The organism is Brevibacterium sp. FME17, assembly GCF_014897515.1.
Lineage (GTDB): Bacteria > Actinomycetota > Actinomycetes > Actinomycetales > Brevibacteriaceae > Brevibacterium.
In genome coordinates this window covers 17,172-42,496 of sequence record NZ_JABUYD010000013.1, presented here as the reverse complement: position 1 = coordinate 42,496, position 25,325 = coordinate 17,172, and the positions used below count along the sequence as shown (strand labels likewise).

General features: G+C 61.6%; 28 protein-coding genes and 2 tRNA genes. 21 read left to right on the top strand and 9 right to left on the bottom strand.

Translation table 11 applies throughout. From position 1 onward, the window contains the following. Positions 1-67 precede the first annotated feature (67 nt). Positions 68-1,192, top strand: coding sequence for a ThiF family adenylyltransferase (locus INT40_RS12780; protein WP_101574620.1), 1,125 nt, complete (start codon positions 68-70; stop codon positions 1,190-1,192). 41 nt (positions 1,193-1,233) lie between these two features. Here INT40_RS12780 and INT40_RS12775 read toward each other — a convergent pair whose 3' ends face one another. Continuing rightward, positions 1,234-1,479 carry a MoaD/ThiS family protein gene (locus INT40_RS12775; RefSeq protein WP_193072085.1) on the bottom strand — a complete coding sequence of 82 codons (246 nt, stop codon included), beginning with the start codon at positions 1,477-1,479 and terminating at the stop codon, positions 1,234-1,236. Next, on the bottom strand, positions 1,480-2,568 hold the full coding sequence (gene moaA / locus INT40_RS12770; RefSeq protein ID WP_193072087.1) for a GTP 3',8-cyclase MoaA: 1,089 nt from the start codon (positions 2,566-2,568) through the stop codon (positions 1,480-1,482). A 42-nt stretch (positions 2,569-2,610) separates the two neighbouring features. Between moaA and INT40_RS12765 the strand changes: the two genes are divergently transcribed. The 13 genes from INT40_RS12765 (at position 2,611) to gluQRS (ending at position 14,258) form a co-directional block, all read left to right on the top strand. Next, positions 2,611-3,897: a molybdopterin molybdotransferase MoeA gene (locus INT40_RS12765; RefSeq protein ID WP_226831271.1), complete on the top strand. Its 1,287-nt coding sequence runs from the start codon at positions 2,611-2,613 to the stop codon at positions 3,895-3,897. Beyond that, positions 3,894-4,364 (top strand): cyclic pyranopterin monophosphate synthase MoaC, encoded by a 471-nt coding sequence (gene moaC, locus INT40_RS12760; protein WP_101574622.1) that lies wholly within the window; start codon positions 3,894-3,896, stop codon positions 4,362-4,364. Before INT40_RS12765 ends, moaC begins: the two co-directional genes overlap by 4 nt. Continuing rightward, positions 4,361-4,783: a molybdenum cofactor biosynthesis protein MoaE gene (locus INT40_RS12755; protein ID WP_193072088.1), complete on the top strand. Its 423-nt coding sequence runs from the start codon at positions 4,361-4,363 to the stop codon at positions 4,781-4,783. Before moaC ends, INT40_RS12755 begins: the two co-directional genes overlap by 4 nt. Continuing rightward, complete coding sequence (locus INT40_RS12750; RefSeq protein ID WP_101574624.1) at positions 4,780-5,181, top strand: TOBE domain-containing protein; 402 nt, start codon at positions 4,780-4,782, stop codon at positions 5,179-5,181. The genes INT40_RS12755 and INT40_RS12750 overlap by 4 nt, the downstream gene beginning before the upstream one ends. An 89-nt stretch (positions 5,182-5,270) precedes the next feature. Beyond that, a complete protein-coding gene (modA, locus tag INT40_RS12745; RefSeq protein ID WP_193096191.1) occupies positions 5,271-6,029 on the top strand; it encodes a molybdate ABC transporter substrate-binding protein in 759 nt (252 codons plus the stop codon). Beyond that, positions 6,026-7,723: an ABC transporter permease gene (locus INT40_RS12740; RefSeq protein WP_226831268.1), complete on the top strand. Its 1,698-nt coding sequence runs from the start codon at positions 6,026-6,028 to the stop codon at positions 7,721-7,723. The genes modA and INT40_RS12740 overlap by 4 nt, the downstream gene beginning before the upstream one ends. Before the next feature lie 24 nt (positions 7,724-7,747). Beyond that, positions 7,748-9,442, top strand: a complete 1,695-nt coding sequence (locus tag INT40_RS12735; protein WP_101574625.1) for an AMP-binding protein — start codon at positions 7,748-7,750, stop codon at positions 9,440-9,442. Between the two features lie 111 nt (positions 9,443-9,553). Continuing rightward, positions 9,554-10,303, top strand: coding sequence for an amino acid ABC transporter ATP-binding protein (locus INT40_RS12730; protein WP_413463166.1), 750 nt, complete (start codon positions 9,554-9,556; stop codon positions 10,301-10,303). Between the two features lie 97 nt (positions 10,304-10,400). Next, positions 10,401-11,300, top strand: a complete 900-nt coding sequence (locus INT40_RS12725) for a glutamate ABC transporter substrate-binding protein (RefSeq protein WP_193072090.1) — start codon at positions 10,401-10,403, stop codon at positions 11,298-11,300. A gap of 67 nt (positions 11,301-11,367) precedes the next feature. Further along, the gene (locus tag INT40_RS12720; RefSeq protein ID WP_101574628.1) at positions 11,368-12,030 is read left to right on the top strand and encodes an amino acid ABC transporter permease; all 663 of its coding nucleotides are present in this window, start codon (positions 11,368-11,370) and stop codon (positions 12,028-12,030) included. Continuing rightward, positions 12,027-12,869 (top strand): amino acid ABC transporter permease, encoded by an 843-nt coding sequence (locus tag INT40_RS12715; RefSeq protein ID WP_193072092.1) that lies wholly within the window; start codon positions 12,027-12,029, stop codon positions 12,867-12,869. Before INT40_RS12720 ends, INT40_RS12715 begins: the two co-directional genes overlap by 4 nt. A 94-nt stretch (positions 12,870-12,963) precedes the next feature. Then, positions 12,964-13,281 carry a GNAT family N-acetyltransferase gene (locus INT40_RS12710; RefSeq protein WP_101574630.1) on the top strand — a complete coding sequence of 106 codons (318 nt, stop codon included), beginning with the start codon at positions 12,964-12,966 and terminating at the stop codon, positions 13,279-13,281. 41 nt (positions 13,282-13,322) lie between these two features. Further along, the gene (gene gluQRS / locus INT40_RS12705; protein WP_193096190.1) at positions 13,323-14,258 is read left to right on the top strand and encodes a tRNA glutamyl-Q(34) synthetase GluQRS; all 936 of its coding nucleotides are present in this window, start codon (positions 13,323-13,325) and stop codon (positions 14,256-14,258) included. Positions 14,259-14,295: 37 nt separating this feature from the next. Here gluQRS and INT40_RS12700 read toward each other — a convergent pair whose 3' ends face one another. Continuing rightward, positions 14,296-15,582 carry a glycosyltransferase gene (locus tag INT40_RS12700; protein WP_226831292.1) on the bottom strand — a complete coding sequence of 429 codons (1,287 nt, stop codon included), beginning with the start codon at positions 15,580-15,582 and terminating at the stop codon, positions 14,296-14,298. 3 nt (positions 15,583-15,585) lie between these two features. Beyond that, the gene (locus INT40_RS12695; protein ID WP_319020916.1) at positions 15,586-16,497 is read right to left on the bottom strand and encodes a DMT family transporter; all 912 of its coding nucleotides are present in this window, start codon (positions 16,495-16,497) and stop codon (positions 15,586-15,588) included. A gap of 224 nt (positions 16,498-16,721) precedes the next feature. Between INT40_RS12695 and INT40_RS12690 the strand changes: the two genes are divergently transcribed. Both INT40_RS12690 and INT40_RS12685 read left to right on the top strand, forming a co-directional pair. Next, a tRNA-Asn gene (locus tag INT40_RS12690) sits at positions 16,722-16,794 on the top strand. A 101-nt stretch (positions 16,795-16,895) separates the two neighbouring features. Beyond that, the gene (locus tag INT40_RS12685; protein WP_193072096.1) at positions 16,896-17,147 is read left to right on the top strand and encodes an LLM class flavin-dependent oxidoreductase; all 252 of its coding nucleotides are present in this window, start codon (positions 16,896-16,898) and stop codon (positions 17,145-17,147) included. A gap of 15 nt (positions 17,148-17,162) precedes the next feature. Here INT40_RS12685 and INT40_RS12680 read toward each other — a convergent pair whose 3' ends face one another. The 5 genes from INT40_RS12680 to INT40_RS12660 form a co-directional block, all read right to left on the bottom strand. Continuing rightward, positions 17,163-17,816 (bottom strand): haloacid dehalogenase-like hydrolase, encoded by a 654-nt coding sequence (locus INT40_RS12680; protein WP_226831266.1) that lies wholly within the window; start codon positions 17,814-17,816, stop codon positions 17,163-17,165. Positions 17,817-18,313: 497 nt separating this feature from the next. Next, positions 18,314-19,147, bottom strand: coding sequence for a MerR family transcriptional regulator (locus INT40_RS12675; RefSeq protein WP_193072098.1), 834 nt, complete (start codon positions 19,145-19,147; stop codon positions 18,314-18,316). Between the two features lie 41 nt (positions 19,148-19,188). Further along, a complete protein-coding gene (locus INT40_RS12670) occupies positions 19,189-19,692 on the bottom strand; it encodes a GyrI-like domain-containing protein (protein WP_193072100.1) in 504 nt (167 codons plus the stop codon). A gap of 221 nt (positions 19,693-19,913) precedes the next feature. Next, positions 19,914-20,207 (bottom strand): transcriptional regulator, encoded by a 294-nt coding sequence (locus INT40_RS12665; RefSeq protein WP_193072102.1) that lies wholly within the window; start codon positions 20,205-20,207, stop codon positions 19,914-19,916. Then, positions 20,200-20,640 carry a hypothetical protein gene (locus INT40_RS12660; protein WP_193072103.1) on the bottom strand — a complete coding sequence of 147 codons (441 nt, stop codon included), beginning with the start codon at positions 20,638-20,640 and terminating at the stop codon, positions 20,200-20,202. Before INT40_RS12660 ends, INT40_RS12665 begins: the two co-directional genes overlap by 8 nt. Positions 20,641-20,810: 170 nt before the next feature. Between INT40_RS12660 and INT40_RS12655 the strand changes: the two genes are divergently transcribed. The 5 genes from INT40_RS12655 to INT40_RS12635 all read left to right on the top strand — a co-directional run bounded on the left by INT40_RS12655 (position 20,811) and on the right by INT40_RS12635 (position 25,312). After that, entirely contained in the window at positions 20,811-21,620 is an 810-nt protein-coding gene (locus INT40_RS12655; protein WP_193072105.1) for an LLM class flavin-dependent oxidoreductase, read from the top strand. A 138-nt stretch (positions 21,621-21,758) separates the two neighbouring features. Beyond that, positions 21,759-23,219: an MFS transporter gene (locus INT40_RS12650; RefSeq protein WP_193072149.1), complete on the top strand. Its 1,461-nt coding sequence runs from the start codon at positions 21,759-21,761 to the stop codon at positions 23,217-23,219. Positions 23,220-23,303: 84 nt separating this feature from the next. Further along, positions 23,304-24,563: an EAL domain-containing protein gene (locus tag INT40_RS12645; protein ID WP_193072107.1), complete on the top strand. Its 1,260-nt coding sequence runs from the start codon at positions 23,304-23,306 to the stop codon at positions 24,561-24,563. Between the two features lie 153 nt (positions 24,564-24,716). Next, positions 24,717-24,790: transfer RNA gene (locus tag INT40_RS12640), tRNA-Ile, on the top strand. A 21-nt stretch (positions 24,791-24,811) separates the two neighbouring features. Then, entirely contained in the window at positions 24,812-25,312 is a 501-nt protein-coding gene (locus tag INT40_RS12635; protein ID WP_193072109.1) for a GNAT family N-acetyltransferase, read from the top strand. Positions 25,313-25,325 lie beyond the last annotated feature (13 nt).

The following is a 25,325-nucleotide window of genomic DNA, read 5'->3' as shown; positions in this document are numbered from 1 at the left end:
GAATGCCAAGCTGCCCGAGCGGCGATGGCGAGGTGTCTGAGTGTCGATGCCGACTAGACTGAGGCACATGTCAGGACATGCGCTCAGTTCTGCGGACACGGCACGCTATGCACGCCAGATCCGCCTCAGCGGTTTCGGCCCGCAGGCCCAATCCGCGCTCCTCAACTCCCATGTACTCGTCATCGGCGCCGGTGGGCTCGGGGCACCGGTCCTGACGTATCTGGCGGCCGCCGGTGTCGGACGCATCAGCATCGTCGACCCCGACACGGTGGAACTGAGCAACCTGCACCGCCAATTCATCCACTCTGAGGCACGCGTGGGCCATCGGAAGGTCGAATCTGCCAAACAGCGGATGGGCGAGCTGAACTCGACCCTCGACATCATCACCCACCCGGTGCTGCTGACACCGGACAACGCCCTCGACCTCATCGGTGACGTCGATATCGTCATCGACGGAAGCGATAACTTCGCGACGAGATACCTAGCCAACGACGCCTGCGAGATCCTTGAGAAGCCCCTCGTCTGGGGCACGATCCTCGGATTCGACGGCCAGGTCGCTGTCTTCGACACCACCCAGGGGTCAACCCTGCGCGACCTCTACCCGGTCGTCCCCGCACCCGGGTCGGTCCCGGACTGTGCGACTGCCGGAGTCCTCGGGGCGCTGTGTGGAAGCATCGGTGCAGCCATGGCGATGGAGACGATCAAAATTCTCACCGGCATCGGCTCCCCGCTCTACAACGCGGTCTCCATCCACAGCAGCCTCGACGCCAGCTGGGAGAGCGTTCCGGTAGGTCGGATACCGCACCGGGATCCGGTCAGGGACCTGGAGAGCCACCTCGGCGACTATGGTGCCGAGCACGGCGAACACGGTGTACACGAAAACGGGTTGTCGTCTGGGACCTCAGCGGGCACGGATCCGAGCGTGACGTGGGCGAACATCGCACCCGGCACGCACCTCGTCGACATCAGAGACGATGAAGAAGTCTCGGGAGGAATGGTCCCCGGAGCACAGCACATCCCCATCGACGCTCTCCTCGCCGATCCCGGACAGATCGCCGATCAGGAGCCAGTCGCACTCTACTGCCGTTCGGGCGTGCGCTCCTCGCGGGCCTGCGCTCAGCTGCGTGCACAGGGTGCGGATGTCACCTCGGTCTCCGGGGGCTATCTCGCGTATCTGTCACTGCCTCGCTGAGACTCCGTGCCGTACTTAGAATCCCAGTCGCACTGACACTCTCAGCCGCCGGCGAAAGGTGGGAGCACGTCGACGATGTCGCCCTCGCTCAGAGCCGCGCGAGGATCTGTGGCCGCGATCGCGTTGACCAGGAAGCTTGAACGGGAGATGACTGTTGTCGCCTCCGCACCGGCATCCTTCGTCAGCGTCGCGATCAGTTCGTCAATGGTCGCCGCAGTCGCGGTGCATTCCTTTGTTCCGAAGGCTTCTCGTGCGGCTGCGAAGAACCGGACTCTGATCTGGGGCACTTATCCTCCGATGGCGCTCATGGGACGTTGGGGCTGTTCGAAGGACTCGGAATCCATGCCGTGACCCGCCAGCTTCTTCCAGTGCGCGCCCTTCCACAGATTAGCGATGGCTTCATCGTCGGCACCACCGCGCATGGCGGTGAGCAGGTCGACCTCGGTGTGTGAGAACAGGCAGGTGCGCACCCGTCCCTCTGCGGTCAGGCGGGTGCGGGTGCAGTCGGCGCAGAACGGACGGGTCACCGAGGCGATGATGCCTACGTCGCCGATGATGGTCTCCGGGTCATCCCTACTGGCAACGAGGAACTTCTCTGCCGGAGCACCGTTCCGAGGGGCCGAATCCGGGGTGAGGACGAAATCGGGCTCAAGCAGAGCGAAGATGTCAGCGGCCGTGATCATGGTGCCGCGTTCCCAGGAGTGTCCGGCGTCGAGGGGCATCTGCTCGATGAAGCGCAGTTTGAGTCCGCGCTCGAGGCACCATGCCAACAGTTCTGGAGCCTGGCCGTCGTTGACACCGGGCAGCAGAACAGCATTGATCTTCACAGGGTCCATACCTGCGGCTTGGGCACCCTCGATTCCTTCGAGCACCCGGTTGAGGAACGGGCGGCGAGTGATCGTGGCGAAGGTTTCAGGGTCGACGGTGTCGAGAGAGACATTGATGCGGTCGAGTCCCGCGTCCCGCAGCTTCGCCGCGCGCTTATCGAGACCGATGGCATTCGTCGTCAGAGCGATATTGGGCCGGGGTTCCAGCGCGGCGACTCCGGCGACGATGTCGGTGACGTCCTTGCGAGTCAACGGTTCCCCGCCGGTGAATCTGACCTGGTCGACGCCGAACTTCTCCACCCCGATGCGCACGAAGCGGATGATCTCCTCGGCCGTCATCGCCGCATCGCGAGACATGAACTCCACACCTTCTTCGGGCATGCAGTAGCTGCATCGCAGGTTGCAGAAATCGGTCAGCGAGATGCGCAGGTCTCGGGCTCGTCTGCCGAAGGTGTCCAGGAGCGAATCCTCCTGATGCGCTGTGAACGTCTCACCCGGGTCCACGGTTGGAGTCCTCAGTACAGGTGTGGGCAGGCTGATCTTCCGCATTCTGCCATCCTCCTTGATCAACATTATGGATATCATCGTCCCATGACTACCGCCATGATGCATCGTCACCGTGTCCAAGAGACGATCTCTGCACTCCTAGACACACAGACCGTGTCGATCAGTGACCTCCTCGATGCACCGCGCAGGCTCGCGACCAGCGTCGCCTCGCCCATCGACGTTCCCGGCTTCGACAATTCGAGCATGGACGGATACGCCGTGGCGGCTTCTACTCTGAATGCCGCAGCACAACGACCTGATCACGATGCGCAGGGAAATGCCCATACAGTCTACGGCCCCTTGCCCGTTCGCGGAAGGGTCGCTGCCGGCGCCATCGGTGAGAAAGTGGCACCCGGTGCCGTCATCGAGATCATGACAGGGGCGCCGCTGCCGGAGGGCACGGACACCGTCATCGCCATCGAGGCCACAGCCCCGGCGGAATTCGGTGCGCCGGAGATCACTATCGCACTGCCGAGCACGGACACAGGCCCTCGGCCCGGCACCTTCGTGCGCACTCGTGGCAGCGACGTCACCGCCGGGACAACGGTGCTCGATGCTGGTCTGATGCTCACGCCGGCTCACCTCGGCGTCGCGGCCTCCTGCGGAATCACCGCGCTCGAGGTTCAAAGTCTGCCGCGTGTGCTCATCGTGAGCACCGGGGATGAGATCACGGCCGAAGCCGCTGCCGGCATCCACGACGCGAATTCGATCACCCTGGGTGCCAGCCTGCGTCGCCTCGGTGTCGACACATCCATCATCACCGTCCCCGACGATCCCCAGGCGCTGCTCGATGCCGTTCGCGGTGCCGACTGCGATCTCGTCATCTCCACCGGTGGGATCTCGAAGGGCGCCCATGAGGTCGTCAAACTCGCTGCTGACCTCGATGGAGAGTCGAGCATGGTCTTCGAGCCCATCGCGATGCAGCCCGGCGGGCCGCAGGGATGCGGGCATCTGGCGAACACCGCCTGGGTGGCTCTGCCCGGTAACCCCGTCAGCGCCTTGATCAGCTTCGAGATGTTCATTCGGCCTGCACTGCTGGGTCTGGCCGTGGATGAGGAACCTCGCGAGACCGAATACCACCGGCTCCTCGGGGGCCTCGATGAGGCTCCGCCCAGTGGAAAGCTGCAGGTGCGGCGGGCCGTGATGGATGCCGAAGGCCTCAAGCTTGTCGGGGGCGCACGTTCGCATCTGCTCCACAACTACGCCCTGAGCACACATCTGGTCTTCATCCCACCGACAGATTCCGGAGCGCGGTCAGCAGCTTCCGGGGCGCAGGCGAATGAGTCCGAGCACGGCGCAGACGATAGGCTGAAGACGTGGAAGATCACATGACACTCACGCACATCGACGACTCCGGTGCCGCCCATATGGTCGACGTCGGCGATAAGGACGTCACCAAACGTCGCGCCGTCGCCACCGCACTCATCACCACCCGAAGCGAGGTGATCGATATCATCGCCGAGGCGGGTCTGCCCAAGGGCGATGCCCTGCCCGTGGCCCGTATCGCCGCAGTCATGGGCGCCAAACGCACCAGCGAGCTCATCCCGCTGTGCCACCCTCTGCCGCTGACCGGCATCGATGTCGACTTCGAACTCCTCGATGAAGGCGTCCGCATCACCGGTGCGGTGAAGACCGTGTCGAAGACCGGGGTCGAGATGGAGGCGCTGACGGCTGTGTCCATCGCCGCGCTGACTATCTTCGACATGATCAAAGCCGTCGACAACCAGGCGATCATCGGTGACATCAAGGTCATCGAGAAGTCGGGTGGACGCAGCGGCGATTGGAATCGGGAAGCATGAGCGTCATCCACACCGGCATCGTCGAGACCCCGATCAGCACTGCTGCTCTTGAACCCGATGTCCTCGACGACACCTGTGGCGCTGTGGTCAGCTTCTCCGGTGTCATCCGCGACCATGACGGGGGGCGAGGAGTCACCCGGCTGGCGTATGAGTCCCATCCAGTGGCCGGTGATCAGATCGCCGAGGTGGCCGCTGAGATTGCGGCAAAGCATCCGGCCGTGCGTCTGTCCGTCGTCCACCGCGTTGGTGCCCTCGAGATCGGCGATGTGGCCTTGGCCGCGGTCGTCGCCTCACCACATCGTCACGATTCCTTCGCCGCCTGCTCTGAGCTCATCGATGAGGTCAAGGCCCGGGTGGCGATCTGGAAGCACCAGTTCTTCGCCGACGGTGACGACGAATGGGTCGGTGCCCTCGAATGACCGAACTGCGCATCAGCGACGCGGCCCGTTTCCTCGGAGTCAGTGATGACACCATCCGCCGGTGGGTCAGCGAAGGCAAACTGACCCAGCGTAAGGACACCTCCAATCGTGCTGTGGTCGAGGGGCGCGAACTCGTGGCCCTGGCTCAGTCGAGTTCGGCCGCCCTCGAAGATCCGACAGGAGTCGTCAGCTCCGCGCGCAACCGATTCGCTGGACTGGTCACCGACGTTGTCATCGACGGCGTGATGGCCCAGGTCAGCCTCCAGTGCGGTCCGTTCCGGGTCGTATCCCTGATGTCAGCAGAAGCATGCAGGCAACTTGAACTCGGACCCGGCAGCCTTGCCACGGCCTCGGTGAAGGCGACAATGGTCTCCATCGACACGGCAGGTGTTCGCTGAGGCAGTGAATTCGCTCATTCAACCATCTATTGTCCGCAATTGCGGAGATGGATTAACGTTCTGAGTGCAAATGCGGGTTTAATGGAGAGATGAAGTTTCTGTCCGCAGCCTGCATCGTCGCACTGCTCTCACTGACCGCCTGCTCCACCGGCACAGATTCGGACTCTCCATCCGGGGAGAAGACGGCTCTGACCGTCTTCGCCGCGGCCTCCTTGACTGAGGTGTTAGGCGAGGTCGCCGAAGAGTTCTCCAAGTCTGAGCCTGATGTAGATGTGAAATTCTCCTTCGCCGGATCCTCGGACCTTGTCGCACAGATCTCCGAAGGGGCGCCGGCAGACGTCATCGCCACCGCCGATGAGAAGACCATGGACACTCTCGCCGGAGAGGACCTGCTGGCCGGACAGCCCTCGATCTTCGCCTCGAACACCCTGACTCTGGCTGTCCCCGAGGGAAACCCGGGCAAGATCAAAACCTCGAAGGACTTCGCCGGCAAGGACCTCGTCGTCTGTGCACCGCAGGTGCCCTGCGGTGCGGCGACCCAGACGTGGGCGAAAAAGAACTCTGTCACGCTCGATCCGGTCAGCGAGGAGAATTCCGTCACCGATGTGCTGGGCAAAATCAGCGCAGGTCAGGCCGATGCCGGCATCGTATACGTCACCGATGTCGCCCGCGCAGGAGGAGATGTCGAAGAGGTCGAACTCGACGGCGCCGACAAGGTCATCAACAAATACCCCGCAGCCACCGTTGACGCCAGCGACAATAAGGACGCCGCCGATGCCTTCGTGAAGTTCCTAGCGTCGAAGGAAGCGTCACGTTCGCTGACAGACGCTGGATTCTCCTCCCCATGATGACGAAGACGCGTACACGCCACCATCACTCGGCGCTGCCGAGGTGGCTGTGGATTCCCGCTGCGCTCGGCATCGCCTTCCTCTTGGTCCCGATCATCGGTCTGGTCGCACGAATCGATCCGGGCCACCTCGGCGAGGTCATCCTGGCACCTGAATCACGCTTGGCGATGGGTCTGTCGCTGCTGACTTCCATTATTGCGGCCTTGACCTGCGTGGTCATCGGATTTCCTCTGGGGTACCTGCTGGCAACCCGGAACTTCCGCGGACAACGCGTCATCCGTACGCTCATATTGCTTCCGCTCGTCCTGCCACCGGTCGTCAGCGGTCTGGCCCTTCTCTACACCTGGGGACGAACCGCGGCTCTCGGATCCCTGCTCGCCGACATGGGACTCGGGTTGGCCTACACGTCGGCAGCAGTGGTCTTCGCACAGATCTTCGTGTCACTGCCATTCATGGTCATGTCCGTCGAGACGGCTGTGGCCGCCCGCGGCCAGGACTTCGAACTCGCCGCCGCTGAACTCGGCGCCACACCCAACCGCGTGTTCTTCCACGTCACGCTTCCGCTCCTGCGCCAGGGGATCATGACCGGTGCCGTTCTCTGCTTCGCACGGGCGTTGGGGGAGTTCGGTGCGACCCTGACCTTCGCCGGCTCCCTCTCCGGCGTCACCCGCACGATGCCGCTGCAGATCTATCTGGTCCGGGAAACCGACCCGCAATCAGCAATTGCGTTGTCTCTGCTCCTCATCGCCGTCGCCCTGATCATCATCGTCCTCGCCTATCGTTCCCCTCACGCACCCCGACTCCGCACACCCAGACTCCGAGCACAGACCCTCCGGGTATCCGAGCCGACGACACCATCGATGGGAGTGGCTCAGGCGGGCGGGTCACAGGCGAGAGGCATCGAACCGAGGACGGCGAGCGCCTCCGCGATCCATCTCTGCGCGTCTGTACCCGAGCGTGGTCTGGACATCGGCCTCTCGATTCCTTCTGGGGCGACGACGGCTCTGATCGGACGCAATGGGGCAGGCAAGTCCAGCCTGTTCCAACTCATGACCGGTGCCATATCCGCCGAATCAGGTTCCCTGCGCATCGGCGAGGACACCATCTTCGACCTCGAATGCGATAAGTGGCCTCCTATCCACGCCCGTGGAATCGTCCACCTCGCACAGACACCGCTTCTGTTCCCGCATCTGAACGTCATCGACAATGTGGCCTTCGGGCTCAATGCTCAAGGACAGGCCGCCGGCGAAGCACGTGCGGCTGCGCAGGACATGCTCAACAGCCTCGGTGTCGGCCATTGCTCTGATCGGGCGCCGGAGGCTGTGTCCGGGGGACAGGCGGCCAGGATCGCGTTGGCCAGGGCTCTCGTGGTCGACCCGAAGCTGCTGCTGCTCGACGAACCTTTGGCTGCCCTCGACGTCGACGTCAAGGTCGAGACCAGGCGAGTGCTGGCCAAGGCTCTCACCGGTCGCAGCGCGATCATCATCACCCATGACGCCGAGGATGTCACCACCTTGGCAGCGACCCTGGTGCACATCGACTCCGGTCAGGTGGCCACCGTGTCACCGGTGGGGCAGGTGGGTCAGCGAATCGCCGACGTGGGATCGGGCATGCTGGGGCACGATTTCCTGACCAGCTTTTGCGCCACCGACGCAGAGGGAATACTGTGCATTAGGTCACAGCAGTCACATTGAAATTGCAATAAGGAGCACAACGACGTGGCAGAACTTTCCTATTCCTCAGGTCCTTCCGAGACACCGCTGTTGGGTCAGACCATTCCCGCACACCTCAAGGCCACAGCGACCACATATGCCCAGGAGCCAGCTCTTGTCGATCGCTATTCCGATCGCCGTTGGACCTATGCTGAGTTCGACCGCGATACCGACGCCTTGGCGATCGGCCTGCTCGAACGCGGAGTGAAGAAGGGTGACAGGGTCGGAATCTGGGCGCAGAACGTCGCCGAATGGGCGCTGATCCAGTACGCTACCGCCAAGATCGGCGCGATCCTCGTCAACGTCAATCCCTCCTACCGCAGCCATGAGCTCGAATACGTCGCCAAGCAGTCCGGGATGACAATGCTCGTCTCCCAGATCACTGCGCCCCCACACTCGGACTTCCACGCGATCGCGACCGAGGTCGCGGCGAAGGTTCCGGGCCTCGAGCTGGTCTTCATCGACACCGTTCCCTCCGACCTGCTTGGGGACGCGGTCATCGGCGAACGCGAGTCCTTCGCGCACCTGATCGGCAGCGGTCGAGACCTGCTCGATGATGACGCGGCCAAATATTCGGTACGCCTGGACAAGCTCATCGGCGAGCTGGCGATGGACGACCCGATCAACATCCAATACACCTCGGGCACAACCGGCTTCCCCAAGGGGGTGACGCTGAGCCACCACAACATCCTCAACAACGGCTTCTTCATCGGAGAGCTGCTGTCATACTCCGCGGAGGACTCCGTGGTCCTTCCGGTGCCGTACTACCACTGCTTCGGCATGGTCATCGGAAACCTTGCGGCTCTGAGCCACGGTGCCGCCATCATCCTGCCCGCACCCGGTTTCGATCCTGCGGCGACACTGAAGGCAGTGTCAGAGGAGAAGGCGACCTCACTCTACGGCGTACCGACGATGTTCATCGGAGAACTCGAGCATCCAGACTTCGCAAGCTACGACCTCGGTTCGCTGCGCACAGGAGTCATGGCTGGCTCGCCCTGCCCGGTCGAAATCATGAAACGCGTCATCAACGACATGAATATGGAGGAGGTCGCCATCTGCTACGGAATGACTGAGACCTCGCCGGTGTCGATGATGACCCGCGTCGATGATTCCCTTGAGGCTCGCACTCAAACCGTCGGTCGTGTCATGCCGCATCTTGAAATCAAGATCGCCGACCCGGTCACAGGCCAAGCCGTCCCACGCGGGCAGAAGGGCGAATTGTGCACCCGCGGCTATGCGGTCATGCTCGGGTATTGGGAAAATCCGGAGAAGACCGCCGAGGCGATCGATGAGTCTCGTTGGATCCACACCGGAGACCTTGGAATCATGGATGATGACGGCTACGTCGACATCTCCGGACGGATCAAGGACATGGTCATCCGCGGTGGAGAGAACGTCTACCCCCGTGAGGTGGAGGAGTTCCTCTACCACCACCCATCGATCAAGGATGTCCAGGTGGTCGGGATCCCGGATGAGAAATACGGTGAGGAGCTCATGGCCTGGGTTATCCTCAAGGACGGCTTCGACGCTCTGAGCGCGACCGAGGTCAAGGACTTCTGCTCCGGCAGGTTGGCTCACTTCAAAATTCCGCGCTACGTCGAGGTCCGGGAATCATTTCCGATGACGGTATCGGGCAAGATCCGCAAGATCGAGCTCCGCGAAGAAGGCGAGAAGATCATCCAGAACACCGCTGCCATGTGAAGGTTCTAAGACTGCAACCGACGAATGACCCAGGTCACAAGTCGGTTGCAGTTTTTCTGGCAAGACCCCACGTTTTTCATGTGCGAGCGTTATTCACTAAGATCAATAGCCATGAGAGCTGAATCACCACCGTTGGTGTCCGTCACAGATGTCGAGAAGCACTACGGTGATTTTCACGCGCTGAAGCACATCAACCTCAATATCAAAGAACGCGAAGTCGTCGTCGTCATCGGCCCGTCCGGTTCCGGCAAATCCACTCTGTGCCGGACGATCAACCGCCTGGAGACCATCACCTCAGGCTCGATTACGATCGACGGCAAACAACTGCCTGCCGAAGGTGCCGCCCTGGCACAGCTGCGCTCCGACGTGGGCATGGTCTTCCAGGCCTTCAACCTCTTCGCCCATAAGACGATTTTGGAGAACGTCACCCTCGGGCCGATCAAGGTCCGCAAACTGTCCAAAGCCGAAGCCGAAAACCAGGCAATGGCTCTGCTCGAACGCGTCGGAGTCGCCCACCAAGCAGATAAATACCCTGCACAGCTCTCCGGTGGACAGCAGCAGCGAGTCGCCATCGCCCGTTCGTTGGCGATGAAGCCGAAGGTGATGCTCTTCGACGAGCCCACCTCGGCGCTGGACCCCGAGATGATCAACGAGGTCCTCGACGTCATGGTCGGACTCGCCGAAGAAGGCATGACCATGGTGGTCGTGACCCACGAGATGGGCTTCGCCAGGAAAGCCGCGCACCGGGTCGTCTTCATGGCCGACGGTGAGATCGTCGAGGTCGCCGAGCCTGAGGAGTTCTTCACCAACCCGAAGACTCCACGCGCCAAGGACTTCCTGTCCAAGATCCTCACTCGCTGAGCGCGCCGAACGAAGCTGTTCGGCGTTCAGCAATGCACCATTTTCAGTTTTGTACCACACCACCCCGTCACATGCACCACACTCACAAGGAGAAACGATGAAGAAGCTCAGACTCTCAATCGCATCTGTTGCCATCGGACTGCTCGCACTCAGCGGCTGCGGTCAAGGCGGAAGCCCTGATGCACCGGCCGAGGGCGACGGTGACCAGGCCAAGGCACCTGAGTACACAGTCAACGACAGCGCCGATTTCAAAGACTCCAAGACCTGGAAAGCCGCCAAGGATGCCGGCAAGCTGAAGATCGGCGTCAAGTACGACCAGCCGGGACTCGGCAACGTCAAGGCCGGCACGAAGGAGCCTGCGGGCTTCGATATCGAGATCGCGAAGATGGTGGCCGCACAGTTGGGCTTCAGCCCGGACCAGATCAAGTACACAGAGACCGTCTCTGCCAACCGTGAGCCCTTCCTGCAGCAGGGCAACGTCGACATGATCGTGGCCACGTACACGATCAATGACGAACGCAAGAAGGTCGTTGACTTTGCCGGACCGTACTACATCGCCGGTCAGGATCTGCTCGTGGCGAAGGACTCCGACATCGCCGGTCCCGACGATCTCGACGGCAAGAAGGTCTGCTCCGTGGACGGGTCGACTCCGGCACAGAACATCGAAGAGAAGTACACCAAGGCAGAGCTCGTGGCCTATGACACCTACTCGAAGTGTGTCACTGACCTGCAGTCGGGTTCCGTTGACGCGGTGACCACCGATGACGCGATCCTGCGTGGCTACGCCAAGCAGTACGAAGGCGAGTTCAAGGTCGTCGGCAAACCGTTCACCGAAGAACCATACGGTGTCGGCCTGCCCAAGGGAGACGACGCCATGCGTGACGCCGTCAACGATGCCCTGCAGAAGGGCATGGACGACGGTGACTGGAAGAAGGCATTCGAATACACCCTCGGTTCCACCGATGATGTCGACATGCCCAAGATCGACCGTTACTGACCAGCCTTCAGATTGACATGATGTGAGGGCACCCAACGGTGCCCTCACATCGATTAAGGAATCTGGAATGGATTTTCTGCAACTTCTCGAGATGTTCCTCTCCGGCATCTGGGGCACCATCAAACTCTTCGCCGTCGCCCTGATCGGCGCCCTCATACTGGGTACGATCCTGGCCGGCATGCGGGTCTCACCGACGCCGGTCCTGCGGACCGCAGCCTCGACGTACATCAACGTCGTCAGGAACACGCCGCTGACGCTGGTGATGTTCTTCTGCGCCTTCGGGCTGCCGTTCCTCGACATCCGCTTCGGCGCGACGAGCTCCTTCAATTCCTTCGTCTATGCAACGCTGGCGCTGACGGCCTATACGGCCTGTTTCGTCGCCGAGACCCTCAAGTCAGGGATCTCGACGGTTCCAGTGGGCCAAGCCGAAGCAGCACGGGCCATCGGACTCACGTTCGGACAGACCCTGAACCAGGTCGTTCTGCCCCAGGCATTCCGCACCGTCATCCCGCCTCTGGGCAGCGTCATCATCGCGCTGTTGAAGAACACCTCGATCGCCTCGGCGTTCAACAACCGTGAACTCATCTCAGCCATGCGCAATGCCATCGAAGTTCGAGGCGACCTGGTGGTCCCACTGCTGTTCGGGACCGCTCTTGCCTACCTGATCCTGGCGCTGATCCTCGGTCGCGTCTTCGACTACCTCGAGAAGAAGCTGGTGATCCTGCGATGAGCGCACCGACTCAGGTCCTGTTCGACGAACCCGGCCCCAAGGCCCGTCGCAACAACATCATCCTCTCGTTCGTCTCCGTGCTTGTGCTGGCCGCGCTCATCGCCTTCGTGATCTGGAAGTTCGCAGACGCCGGGCAGCTGGACCCTGCGAAATGGTACCCATTCACGTTCTCCCAGATTCAGCTCGTGCTGCTTCAAGGAATGGGGGCAACGCTGAAGGTCGCGGTCGTCGCCTCTCTGCTGGCCCTTGTCGTCGGCGTCGTGTTCGCGCTGCTGCGACTCTCAAGCAAGAAGATCATCTCGGTGCCGGGGACCATCATCCTCGAGTTCTTCCGCGGTGTGCCAGTCCTGCTGCTGATCTTTGCGATGTTCCTCATCTTCGGCAACACCATCGGAGCATTCTGGTCAGTCGTCATCGGCCTCACGCTCTACAACGGTATGGTTCTGGCAGAGATCATCCGTGCCGGCATCCTCGCCGTTCCGAAGGGACAACGGGAAGCCGGCATGGCCATCGGTATGCGTCCGGGGCAGGTGATGAGTCTGGTGCTGATGCCGCAGGCTCTGCGCGCGATGATGCCCACGATCATCGCTCAGATCGTCGTGCTGCTCAAGGACTCGGCCCTGGGATTCATCGTCACCTACCAGGACCTGCTGTACCAGGTGAACCTCATCGGCCGTGAGTACAACAACCTGCTCCCGACGTTCCTCGTCGGTGCGGTGCTGTTCATCATCATCAACATGATCGTCGCCGGCATCGCCCGGTGGCTGGAGAAGCGACTGCAGCGCAAGACCACCGCTCCCGTCGGGGCGGAAGGGCTGTCAGCGAAGACCACCGCCTGAACGGACTGAAACAGGGTGGCGTCGGAGAGTGAAGATACCGGCGCCACCCTGTAATGTTCCTATCAAGGACCATGCCGCTGACAAGGAGTCCCATATGCAGCCTGAACTCAGTTCCACCCCCGTCACGGTGGTCAAGAATCCTGGTCGCGAACGCTATGAGATCTTCACTGCTGAGGATCCCGTCCAGTTCGCAGGCTTCCTCGCCTATCGCGTCATCGACGAGCAGAAGGTCGAACTCCAACACACAATCATCTCCGAAGGCTTCTCACGCCGCGGCTTCGCGCGCACACTGGTGACCAGCGTTCTCGATCAGATCCGGGACGAGGGCGGTCTCATCGTCCCGACGTGCAGCTACGTCCAGGACTATCTGCAACGATTCCCGCAGTACGCCGATCTCGTGACGAAGGCTTGAGCGAAGCACGCCCAGAGTCGAATCCACAGGCTGCGAGGCTCATGACTTCGCAGACTGGTGCGGGTCGATTCGCGCCCAGTCCCAGCGGCGACCTGCACATCGGCAATATCCGCTCTGGGCTGCTGGCCTATGTACGTGCGCGTCAGACCGGGAGGCAGTTCCTCTGGCGCATCGAAGACCTCGACCGGGCTAAGACCGGTGCGGGGCAATCACAGCTCGAGGTCTTCGCCGACCTGGGCGTCACCCCCGATGAGCCGCCACTCGTCCAATCCGAGCGCCTCGGCGTCTACAACGAGGCGCTGAACCGCCTCGATGGGCAGGGACTGGTCTACGAGTGCTACTGCTCACGTAAGGACATTCAACAGGCTCCGTCGGCACCCCACTCTCCGCCCGGTGCGTATCCCGGAACCTGTCGTGATCTGCCCGAATCCGCCCGTGAACGGCATCGGCAACGGCTTGAAGAACAGGGGCGCAGCCCGGCACTGCGGCTGAGGACCGACAACGCTGAGATCACAGTCCACGATCGTCTGCTGGGAGACATTACGGCCCCGGTCGATGATCTGGTCCTCAAACGCGGCGATGGAGTCTTCGCCTACAATCTCATCGTCATAGTCGATGACGGGGCCAGCGGTGTCGACGAGGTGGTGCGCGGTGACGATCTGGTCACCTCGGCGCCTCGTCAAGCTCATCTGGCCCACCTGCTGGGTCTGCCGCAGCCCTCCTGGCTGCACGTCCCATTGGTGGTGAACACGGCCGGCAAGCGCTTGGCCAAACGCGATGGTGCGGTCACCTATCAGCAGCTGCGCAACCTGGGTTGGACACGTCAGGACGTCTACGCCTGGATGGGGGACTCCCTCGGGCTGGCAGGCTCAGAGGGATCGTGGTCATGCATCGATGACATGGTGGCAGGCGTGGACTTCGATCGTCTGGTCTCCAAGGAGACCGTGTTCGTTCCACCTGCAGGCGCAGACGGCTGACAGACTTCACCGCCTGAGCAACAGCTCCTGAGTAACTTCAGGCAGCGGTATCGAGGCCCTCAGCGATGACCTTGCCGTAGATGGATTCGAACGTATCGAGCGTGTACTCGATGTCATGTTTGGCCACCACATCGAGTGAGGCCCTGGACATGGCGTCAAGCTGTTCGTCGGGAAGCTCGCAGATCCGCGTGAACCTGGAGGCCAACTCCTCGATATCGCGTGGTGGGAACAGGAAACCGTTGACGCCGTCCCTGACCAGATGTGGCAGGGCCACCGCGTCTGCGAGGACGACCGGTTTCCGTGAGGCCAGGGCCTCGAGCGTCGCGATCGACTGCAACTCAGCGGTCGAGGGCATGCAGAAGAACGTGCAGCGTTGGTAAGCGTCCATGAGTTCTTTGTCGCTGATCTTGCCGAGGACATGGATGCGGTCTGCAATTCCGAGGTCTGCAGCAAGGTCCTTGAGCGGCTCCTCCTGATCCCCGCCGCCGACGATGTCAGCTTCGAGGCCGAGCGCGGGATCCGTCTTCGCGACCGCTTCGACGATGTCGGCGGCGTGCTTCTCTGAGGAGAGTCGGCCCACGAAGAGAACACGTGGCGGTGTCTCCCCGGTGTCAGGCGCTGTCGCGCTAGGCCCAGCCGCCGTCGGTGATCCCGCAGGAGTTGTCGGGGATCCCGCGGACTCCGTCTCAGACGCTGTGGCCTGATCGTCTCGTAGGTGCGCGAATCGTTCCAGGTCGATGCCGCAGGAGACTGCCCGAATGGGGGAGGAGAAGCCGTTCTGTGTGAGTAGGTCCGCAGCGAGCTGCGTCGGAACCGTGATGAAGTCTGCGGACTGGAACTTACGGCGCAGATCCCACCAGGCAATGGAGGTGCCCCCGTCGAGGAGGGGTTTCGGCGCGCGCACATAAGGGCGTACGTTATCGGGCATGAAGTGGTTCGTGGCCACGACCGGGATCCGGCGTTTGCTGGCTTCTGAGAAGGCGTAGCGACCGATGACGAAGTGAGCCTGAGTATGTACTACGTCGGGCTGCAGAGAATCGAGGAGGCGAGACAGCTCAGGTTTCGTCTCCCACGGCATGCAGATGGTCCAGGTCGGGTGCAGCGGCCACCGATGAGAGGTCAGCCGGTGGACCGTGACACCGTTCTCAGTGCTCACCGACGCCTTCCCGGTTGCAGAGGGGCAGGCGACGTGAACATCATTGCCGCGGGCGGCGAGCCCAGCGGCCAGACGCTCTGCGAACTTGGCGGCGCCATTGACCTCGGGTGCGTAGGTTTCCGTCGGAATGAGAATGCGACGGGCTGGGGTGTGGCTATGCGCGGACAGGATTCAACTCTCCTCGGTGTCGGGCAACTGGTCTGTGCGACGGGCAACTCGACGCTCGTGTTCTCGATCTTTGACATCGGGGTGATACCGCGACAATACAACGACGCCCAGACAGGCGACCAATCCGGTGGCTGCGATCACGACGACGAGCCAGACAGGTGCAGATGCTGCCTCACCGAGGACGACCGATCCGAGGATCACCGCGCCGATCGGATCAACGACGGTCAGGCCGGCGATGACCATCTCTGGAGGGCCGGCAGCGTAGGCGTTCTGGACGAACCAGGATCCGACCGCAGTTGCAGCGATGAGACCGACGACGTTGAGCCATGTGACCTGGTCAAGACCTGCCCGGAGCAGCTGAACGCTGACCAGGTGGGTATTCGTGGCCACACAAGCGAAGAGCAGGCCCGCGGCCGTGATGAGCACCAGCTGGGGTGCGCCACGGAAGAACAGCATGATGGCCAGACCCAGAGCGAGGATGACCGCAGTGATCACCACAAGCGGCAACGCGTCAGTGCCCAGATGCACCTCAGTGCGTGCCGTGGTGGCGGAGAGGGCGACGAAGATCGTCACTGCCACCGTGCACCAGACGACTGCCTGCACGAGTCGTCGGTTGACCTTCAGTCCCCGGTGCCGCACACCCAGTAGGACGGAGACGATGAGGGAGAAGGCGCCGACTGGCTGGACGACCATAACCGGGGCGAGGGCCAGAGCGACGATGTTGCCCACGGTGCCCAGGCCGGTGACGATCAGTCCGATCAGCCATTTCCTGTTGCTCAGCAGCTCCTTGAAGTGAACCCAACTCAGTCCGTTGTGGGAGTTGTCCTGACCTGCGACCGCGTCATGTTGGTACAGAGCTCCATAGGCCAGTGCCACTGCCGCAAGGACGGCGAGGGCGATTGCCACTATGGTCACGTGCACTTCTTCCGCTGCATGGATGGGGTGAGGAATCCCTTTGATTTTACAGTGCAGCCACCTCGCCGAGGTGGTTGTTGACTGGGTTTGTCCTGACTGTACGGATTGCACGGTGTTCGCTGGTGGGGTAAACCCGAGTTGTGAGCTAAAGCACTGTTGCTCGCTTTGTCGTGAGCCTCGGGTCTTTGCTAAGCTGACATTACGTACGCAGGTAACTGCGGCATTCCTCCGTAGCTCAGTTGGCAGAGCATTCGACTGTTAATCGAAGGGTCGCTGGTTCGAGCCCAGCCGGAGGAGCAGCCTAGGCCCCGTCCATTTGGACGGGGCCTTTGTCGTGCCCGGTCGACCCATCCCTCAATCACGGGGAATAGGTGAACGAGAATGCCAGTTATCGAGGTATGAAAGCATTCGGGTTCTTGAGTTTCGGTCATTATGGGTCGGGAAGTGCTCCAGGGGAGTACGGAGCGAAAGAGGCGTTGCAGCAAGCAGTCGACATCGGTGTCGGAGCAGACGAGATCGGTGTCAACGGCGCCTACTTCCGGGTCCACCACTTCGCTGAGCAGGCGGCTTCGCCGATGCCCCTGCTGGCTGCGATTGCCGCCAAGACCTCTCGAATCGAGGTCGGGACTGGTGTCATCGACATGCGCTAGGAGGTAGCGCTCCGATCAGCTCGGATCGATGAGTGCCACATTCGTCTCACGGAATCTGCGTTGGGTGCGTTTTGAAGCCCCGATGAGCACAACGCTGGATGCGGCTTTTGCGGTGGGTAGGTCCGTCATGGAGTCAGTGACGAACTCGGCACTTGGGATCGGCACGTTGAGTTCGAGCAGGGCCTCCTTTTTTCGCGCACCTACACGATGGTCACTAACGGTAAGACCCGAAGGAGTCGAGTCGAGCAACGACGCACAGAGCAAGTCGTAAGGAACCTCGGCAGCTGCGAGTAGCGACTCAGCGAGTCGCCGCTCGGTGGCTGTGGCGACAACGATCCGCGACCCGGAGGCGTGCTGGCGTCGGATGAGTTGCACGGCGCAGGGGCGTATCCACCTCGTGTCAGCAGCGATTTCCCGACCAAGCTGATCGGCGAGGGCGCAGTAGCTGGCGTCGGTCATTCCGGCGAGGGCGATTTCGGCAATCTTCCGAGACGCCTCTTCTTTACGACCGCAGACCATTGTCACTGCTTTGGGCAGTGCTCGAAGCAGGCGCAGCGGTGAGCGCACAAGTCGCCGAATAACGAGTGCGGTGAACGTGTCCTTTAGTGTGATGACACCATCAAGGTCGTATATCACAAGCTTTGGAAACTCTCGATGCATGTCAACCATATGCACCAACTATATCGAGACTGGTGCGACGAGCCAGCGTGAACAGCACTCGCGCGTTACACTCCCCATCCGGTGGCAACGGCGCTCGCGCCCGCGGCAGCTCTGAAACCAGAGTAACAACCCAGATATGCGCTAGGGGCACTCGTTGAGGTACGTTCGAGCCTCCCTGATCTTGGCAGCCTTCGACGTGCTCGCGAACTTGAATACGTGACTAAAGTGCATTCGGACTGACTCAGAATCTACGAAGCCATTACAGGAAGCGAGTCGGCCGTGCGTGATGATCGTATTGACTTCGAGGTAGTCGGGCGTGCCGCCCGGGCCCGCGAAGTCGGCCGGGATAATGTCATTGGCGGTCTGTCGCCCGGCGACTGTCCAGGTCGCATCATCGGTCAACGATGCTGTCATAGACTCAGCGTCGCGCCTCGCCCAGTTAGTGACGAACTCTCCGACTCTGACGATTCTCGGCGCATTTCCGCAGTCAGTGGGAAGAATGATTTTCATACTCTCAACCATCCTTCATTTGTGGTGACCGGCAATGCGACCTCACATCGCGGCACCGAGTCTTGGTTATCTGGTGTGTAGATTTCTCGTGGCGGTCCCGCATGGGCGAAACCGAGTTGACGAGCACGCCTCTGGACCGCTTCGAACGCCGCGAGAATCCTGGGGAACTGCACATCCTCGGAAACGACGCGCGTGAACAGCTGCAAATGCTCGCGTTCCACTCGATGGGCACGCTCCGCGTCGCGGAGCGGCACGCAGACCTCGATGGGCCCGTCGGACTCCCAACCGACTTGGCCGTGGTAGATCACGACGAGCCCACCGCTTGCACCGCCGCGTCCGTCCGCGAGCTGCAGGAGTTTCGCTGCACTGGAGCGAATGACGTCAGGCAGCTCGCGGGCGGACGTGTGCCGGGCCGATGTCAGAACCGCGCTGTCTGGAACGGTTCGCACCGACACCTCAAACCGGGAGGATCCAGGCTGGCCGTCTCCGTCCAACGAGCCCTCTGCGACCGCGTGCTCGATGAAGCGAGCCAGGGATTGGCGACGCGCGTGCCGTTCCGCTTCGGCTTCCCGATAACGCGTTACGAAGGCTGATCTTTCGGCTTCAGGCAGTCTCAGCAGCTCCCTGATCTGGTCAAGAGGCATGTCGATGCGCCGGAGCATGGTGACGAGACGGGCGACTTCGATCTGAGAGTGGCTGTACTTCCGATAGCCGTTGAACGGATCGACCGCATCGGGCGAGAGTAGGCCGTTCCGGTCGTAGAGCCGGAGCGCCTTCGGCGACAGCCATGTGGCCGCCGCGAACTCTCCAATCGTCATCAGATCGGCCATGCCCCTCCTCAGGAGTCCAGTCTATCGAAAGCTCTGCGCGCTCAGACGGTCTTGAACAGCAGATCGGTGACCCACTTGGAGGGGTCGGCTTCTTCCGTGGGATCGGTGAGAAAGTGCTCGGCGTGGCCGGTCCATAGTCCACCGTTGTCGTCTTCGAGGACGTCGAGGCGATGCCCGTGGGCCTCGGCCCATGTCTTAATCTCTCTGTGTGCCGCCGGGATGGCGTCGGGCGCGCCGACATGACGGCCGACGACGTAGGTACCTGCCGGGAGGGCACCGAGAACGAGACCGTCTGTCGGCTTGACCGGTCCGGCGATCGGCACCGCGACGGTGAGGTCAACCGTGTCATCACTGTTTCCGAAGTGACGGTAGACATAGAGAGGCCCGCCAAGCGGCGCAACCTGGTGCTCGCCCAGCCACTGATAGATCCGCGGGATCGCCTCGTTGGGCCCGCCGGGCGCGCCGAACTCCGAGAATCGGGCGCTGAGGGGAATGCCGATGTAGTGAACAGTCTGCCGCTCTTCGGCTGCGATGTTGAGTGCCATTTCAGATCACGTCCTCTTTCCGTATTGGCGGTGGCGTTGTGACCACCTGCAACCACTTGACGCCTTCCCCCAGGGGCAAGGTCAAGCGCCCTCGGTCTGAGGCTTCACCGGACCAGCTGCCACGATGGCAAGGTCGAGTCATCCGCGGTAGCGCCAGCCTTCGAGTGCTACAACCTCGACATGCGCTAGCGCACTCCTTTAGGCTTCGCATCCTAAACTGATCATCCTGCACTCTCGATGATCTCGCGTAGCGCCGCCGTGTGCCCACGATAAGCTTGGCGGCCATGCTCGGTGAGCGAAAGTCGGAGGCGCGCCCTTCCACCTCTGGTCACGTGTTCGTCCTGTAGATAGCCGCGTTCGATTAGCAGGGAGATGTGCTTGCTGAGCGCGGACTTGGACAGCCCTAATCGCCCCTGCAGTTCGCCGAATTCCACGTGTGTCGCGGCATGGGCGATCGCGCAGATGCGCAGCCGATGGGGCGCATGGATGAGCGGGTCGAATCCCAGTTCAGGCACGACCGACTACGCTCCGGTACCGACGCCCCATTTCGAGAGTCGCCGCTCCGGCGAAGAATCCAGCACCAAGCCAGAGCCATGACAAGCCGAACCCGACTGCGAATACCGCCGGGATGCCCACGAGGACGAACAGCGCCACCATGTACGGGAAGATTCCCTTCCCATCGGGCCACACAACTCCGTATCCAGGCCTAGCGAACACGTTACGCATGCCGATTGCTACGACAGCAATCAGACCGAAGATCGTCACTAGCCTCGATGGGCTGGCTGGGAGGAGTTGCGCAGCGCAGATGCCAGCGAGCAGCACCGCCTGCGCAATGAAGAACGCCCATGGGAGGGTCGGGTTCCGCGTCCTGTCTTCGGCGTTCCCTGCGGCGTCCAGCATCCTGCGCGCTTCGTCTTGATTAGGCGTCATCTGTCCGTCCGTTTCCATGCTGGAAACACTAATGCACGGTTTCCATTTCGGCAACTCGCCACCTGGTGGTCACTATCGTGACCGAGCACCTGTCACCATCAACGTCCACTGGGTCAAGCGCGCCCGGGTGGCACCCGGAGCAGCTGTGGAGAACGACTGCGCCACCCATCGAAGGTTGCAACCTCGACATGCGCTATGAGAACCCTCTCTATCTGGCTGAAGAAGCCGCGGCCCTTGATCTGCTCTCGGACCAGCGTGTGGCTTTGGGTATCAGCCGGGGATCACCGGAACCAGCCGATCGTGGCTGGGAGGCCTTCGGCTACAGCGACAACGATGGTGCCAAGGCCGCACACATGGCCCGTGCGAAGTTCGCCCGCTTTCTGTCGGCGATCAGGGGTGAGGAACTGGCGCCCGCGGATCCCGAACAGTTCGGATCAGGTAAGAGACTGCGCGTCGAACCTCATTCACCCGGTCTTGATCACAGGATCTGGTGGGGTGCCGGTACGGCGGCGACCGCCGAATGGGCGGCCGCTCAGGGCGTGAATCTGATGAGCTCAACTCTGCTGACCGAGGCCACAGGTGCGTCCTTCGGTGAGCTGCAGCGTGATCAGATCGATCGCTATCGGGCGGCGTGGAAGGCCGCCGGTCATGACTGGGCCCCGCGTGTGTCCGTCAGCCGCAGCATCTTCCCGATCATCACGAATCTCGACGACCTCTACTTCGGTCGCCGCTCCAGGGGAGAAGACGATCAGATCGGAATCATCGACGGTGCCCGTTCGACCTTCGGAAAGACCTATGCGGGCGAGCCTGACCACCTCATTGAAGCGCTGAAGGCCGACCCTGCGGTCGAAGCAGCGGACACAGTCCTACTGACGATCCCGAGCCAGCTGGGCGTGGACTACAACCTCCACATCTTGGAATCATTCGCCAGCCACGTCGCACCGGCCTTGGGCTGGAAGCCTAATACTGCTAGGCCGGTCAGCGGTGGCCATGTGTGATTCCGCCCGGGACATGAGCACACACGTATGATGAGGTAGACCCCAGTCCGGGGCAGTCGAATCGACCAGATTCCGTGCAGTGACCTCTGTCCGGATTCCGGTCCCAGCAGAGGTGATCAGGTGAGAGACGGCCAGCGCATGGACCAGATTCAACGACGAATCGTACTCATTGGTCTCGTCCCGCTCTTCATGTCTCTGCTCTCGGTTTCGATCATCAACGTTGTTCTCCCCGCCATTGAGACCGATCTTCAGGCATCATCCTCGGCTCTGCAGTGGGTACTGACCGGCTACGCGCTTTCCTTCGGTGTCGTCCTCGTGGCGGCAGGACGCGCCGGTGACGTCTTCGGACGCGGTCAGCTATTCATGATCGGAGTGGGCCTCTTCGGCCTGGCCTCACTCGTGGCCGGTATCGCACCCGGGGCACTGACTCTCAATATCGCCCGCGTGTTCATGGGACTCGGATCAGGACTGCTCAACCCCCAAGTCGTCGGTCTGCTGCAGCAGTACTTCCAAGGACCCCAGCGCGGGCGAGCCTTCGGACTGATGGGAACCACCGTCGGCCTCTCCGTTGCGACCGGCCCCGTGCTAGGCGGTGTCTTCATCGCCTTCTTCGGTCCAGAACTGGGCTGGCGTGCTGCGTTCCTGGTCAATGTGCCATTTGCGCTCATCTCACTCATCCTCGCCAAAAGCTGGCTGCCGAGATCAGCCTGGCACCCGATAGCCGCCAACGATGGCTCCGATGGCAACCCAACAGCCACCTCGGCGAGCAATGTCCCCGTCCGGAAGAGGGACCGCGATCTCGACCCTGTCGGTGTGCTCTTGCTCGGCGTCGGTGTCCTTCTTGTCCTGCTGCCCTTCGTCGAGTCCTCGGTCGGATGGTTCATCTGGCTCAGTCTGCTGCTGGGACTCTTCACGATCTGGCTCTGGACCCGGTGGGAGCGCAGATACTTCGCCCGCGGTCACGCCCCCATGGTCGATCTGAACCTGTTCAGCATCAAAAGCTTCAGCAACGGTTCGATCATCATCACTCTGTACTTCATGGGCGTGACAAGCGTCTGGGTGCTCATCGCCATGTACATGCAGCAGGGCCTGGGCCACACCGCGTTGGCGGCGGGCATGATCGGCCTTCCTGCCGCTCTGCTCTCCGCCGTTTCGGCAGATGTATCCGGACGTTTCGTGTTCCAGATCGGGCGCCGACTCGTCGTCTGGGGGATCATCGTCTGCCTGGTCGGCCTGGTCTCAACCATCGGCGTCGTCTTCCTTCTCACACAGGGCATCGGCAGTGAATGGTGGATGCTGCTGACCCTGTGCTTCATCGGCGCCGCACAGGGCATGGTCATCAGCCCAAATCAAACACTGACACTGCAGGAAGTCCCGCTGAAATATGCAGGCTCGGCTGGGGGAGTTCTGCAGACCGGACAGCGCATCGGGACATCGATGGGATTGGCCATCATGACTGCGCTGGCCTTCGCTGTGACCGATATCAGCGACTGGAACATAGGGATGATCAGCTCGTTCGCAGCGATCGCGGTCATCGTGGTCATCGCTGGACTCGTCGGCCTGATCGAGGTCAGGCGAGGCCGACGCCATCAGCTCTGAGCGCAATAATGTTACGGAATTTAGACAATTACTGCTGTCCTCATGTGGAAGACTGTCAACGCACGTTTGCCCATGGAAGGACATATGGTGGTTGAGGCGATACACGATCTGGACCAGGCTCTCGAAGAGCTGGTGCGCTCCGGCGGGATCGAAACCTACTTCGCCCCCGTCGTCGACGCATATACATTCGACAAGGTCGGCTACCAGATCCTCCAAGCTCCTACCGATGATCCTGCACTCGGCCACGCCGAGTCCGAAAACCTTCGCCGGGAGATGCACGCCTCGGCGATGATCGGCGATATCGATGCCTCGCTTCGGGCCACAGCACTGCGGACCGCCGAGGCAGCTGGACTGCCCAAATCGAACCGCCTCTTCCTTCACGCCGAAGGTGAATCCTTCGCCACCCTCGAAGATCGCACTGAGGAACCCGACCGTTCGGTCATCCTCCAGCTCGACGCCTCTCGAGTATCATCCTCGCCAGCATCGGTCCTTCGCGCCGTGCGACAGGCCAGGTCCATGGGTTGGGGCGTGGGAATGTCTTCGGTCGGCGCTGATCTGCGCAGTACCTCCTTTGTGCCCCTGGTCAACCCCTCAGTCGTCGGTCTCCACCCCGATGTGCTGCGCATCGACTGCGAATCTCACCTGGCCGAACTAAACCGACTGCTCCACGCTCACCTCGAACGCACCGGCGCCGTCATCCTCGCCGAGGGGGTCACGACCGAAGACGATCTCGACCGAGTCCGGGCTCTGGGTGCGCGCTTCATGACAGGGCCCTTCTTCGGTCCCGCAACCAAGCAGCCCGAACCCTTCTCCGAGCCGATTGAAGACGGGCTTGTCGATCATTATTCCCGGAACCTGCCGGCTCTGGGCACGCCCTATTCGATTGCTCAGGGCCTGCGACGTGAACCGTTGGTGATGAATCGTGAGCTGCTGATCGCCCAGATCGCTGCCCTCGAGGAACGCGCCCTGGCCTCCGGTGCCGCCACCATCACACTCGGAGTCTTCGGTGAAGACGAAACCTTCTCCCAGGCCACCCGCGATCGCTATGAACGCATCCGCGACACAGTGGGACTGACTGCGATGTTCTCCGGCGGGTTCACAGCACCTCCGATCCAGGGCGTGCGCACAGGGGTCGTCGATGCCTCAGACCCCATGCGCAATGAACACGGCGTCGTCGTGGTCGGTCCAGACTGGTCTGGTCTCGTTGCCGCTTCCAAGCGAAACGATCCCGGCAGTGATGGCCAGACCGTCTTCGACGTCTACATCACAACCGAACGCTACACCTGCGTCGACGCCGCACGCAGCGCACTGACACGCATCTCACCGGTCGCCTCGGCAGGCTGATGCCGTCTGCCCCTGACTCACGGCTGTCCTTGCCGGGGGATAGGGGCGGTGGGGACTGTCCATGACGAGAGATGTGAGTGCTTGCTTTTCCTTGAGCGTGGCATGGGCCGAATGGGTCCAGGCAGTCAGTTGGTGTTAATCTTATTTCTGCTCGCCCCCGTAGCTCAGCTGGTCAGAGCAGGGAACTCATAATTCCTTGGTCGTCGGTTCAAGTCCGACCGGGGGCACCTCTGTTGTAGTCTCTGTTTATGACTATTGTCGTTCGCTCCCCAGCCATCGAAGACGTCAAGGCGATGGCCAAGGTTCATGTCGAATCATGGCAGGAAACGTACCAGGGCACCATGCCAGACGAGATTCTCTATGCCCCTGATTTTCTCCAACGCCGGGAACAGTTGTGGAACTCCCTGTTCGTTGACGGCAATCAGGATAAATTCAGAGTCGCAGTAGCTGAGTTGGATGGACAGATCGTCGGGATCGCGATGGCCGGGCCCTCAAACGACGAAGATCGCCGAGGCAAGGCGGAGCTCTTCGTTCTCTATACCTATGAGTCGATTCAGGGCAGAGGCGCAGGCGCAAAACTCCTGGAGGCAGTCCTCGTTCCGGAAGAGCCAGTATCTCTATGGGTCGCTGACCCGAACCCGCGAGCCCAGGCGTTCTATCGCAAAATGGGTTTCATCGCCGACGGCTCCACCAGCACAGACGCGGATGATGGTGTGACCGAGATCCGCATGATCCGAACATCCCAATAGGAACCGCGCAACT

Coding starts and splice junctions, on each gene's coding strand:
- INT40_RS12720 (WP_101574628.1), top strand. CDS start 11,368: ATGGATTTTCTGCAACTTCTCGAGATGTTCCTCTCCGGCATCTGGGGC.
- moaC (WP_101574622.1), top strand. CDS start 3,894: ATGACACTCACGCACATCGACGACTCCGGTGCCGCCCATATGGTCGAC.
- INT40_RS12650 (WP_193072149.1), top strand. CDS start 21,759: ATGGACCAGATTCAACGACGAATCGTACTCATTGGTCTCGTCCCGCTC.
- INT40_RS12655 (WP_193072105.1), top strand. CDS start 20,811: ATGCGCTATGAGAACCCTCTCTATCTGGCTGAAGAAGCCGCGGCCCTT.
- INT40_RS12755 (WP_193072088.1), top strand. CDS start 4,361: ATGAGCGTCATCCACACCGGCATCGTCGAGACCCCGATCAGCACTGCT.
- INT40_RS12750 (WP_101574624.1), top strand. CDS start 4,780: ATGACCGAACTGCGCATCAGCGACGCGGCCCGTTTCCTCGGAGTCAGT.
- INT40_RS12670 (WP_193072100.1), bottom strand. CDS start 19,692: ATGGCACTCAACATCGCAGCCGAAGAGCGGCAGACTGTTCACTACATC.
- moaA (WP_193072087.1), bottom strand. CDS start 2,568: ATGCGGAAGATCAGCCTGCCCACACCTGTACTGAGGACTCCAACCGTG.
- INT40_RS12780 (WP_101574620.1), top strand. CDS start 68: ATGTCAGGACATGCGCTCAGTTCTGCGGACACGGCACGCTATGCACGC.
- INT40_RS12685 (WP_193072096.1), top strand. CDS start 16,896: ATGAAAGCATTCGGGTTCTTGAGTTTCGGTCATTATGGGTCGGGAAGT.
- modA (WP_193096191.1), top strand. CDS start 5,271: ATGAAGTTTCTGTCCGCAGCCTGCATCGTCGCACTGCTCTCACTGACC.
- INT40_RS12680 (WP_226831266.1), bottom strand. CDS start 17,816: ATGGTTGACATGCATCGAGAGTTTCCAAAGCTTGTGATATACGACCTT.
- INT40_RS12710 (WP_101574630.1), top strand. CDS start 12,964: ATGCAGCCTGAACTCAGTTCCACCCCCGTCACGGTGGTCAAGAATCCT.
- INT40_RS12645 (WP_193072107.1), top strand. CDS start 23,304: ATGGTGGTTGAGGCGATACACGATCTGGACCAGGCTCTCGAAGAGCTG.
- INT40_RS12765 (WP_226831271.1), top strand. CDS start 2,611: ATGACTACCGCCATGATGCATCGTCACCGTGTCCAAGAGACGATCTCT.
- INT40_RS12660 (WP_193072103.1), bottom strand. CDS start 20,640: ATGGAAACGGACGGACAGATGACGCCTAATCAAGACGAAGCGCGCAGG.
- INT40_RS12725 (WP_193072090.1), top strand. CDS start 10,401: ATGAAGAAGCTCAGACTCTCAATCGCATCTGTTGCCATCGGACTGCTC.
- INT40_RS12675 (WP_193072098.1), bottom strand. CDS start 19,147: ATGGCCGATCTGATGACGATTGGAGAGTTCGCGGCGGCCACATGGCTG.
- INT40_RS12635 (WP_193072109.1), top strand. CDS start 24,812: ATGACTATTGTCGTTCGCTCCCCAGCCATCGAAGACGTCAAGGCGATG.
- INT40_RS12740 (WP_226831268.1), top strand. CDS start 6,026: ATGATGACGAAGACGCGTACACGCCACCATCACTCGGCGCTGCCGAGG.
- INT40_RS12715 (WP_193072092.1), top strand. CDS start 12,027: ATGAGCGCACCGACTCAGGTCCTGTTCGACGAACCCGGCCCCAAGGCC.
- gluQRS (WP_193096190.1), top strand. CDS start 13,323: ATGACTTCGCAGACTGGTGCGGGTCGATTCGCGCCCAGTCCCAGCGGC.
- INT40_RS12730 (WP_413463166.1), top strand. CDS start 9,554: ATGAGAGCTGAATCACCACCGTTGGTGTCCGTCACAGATGTCGAGAAG.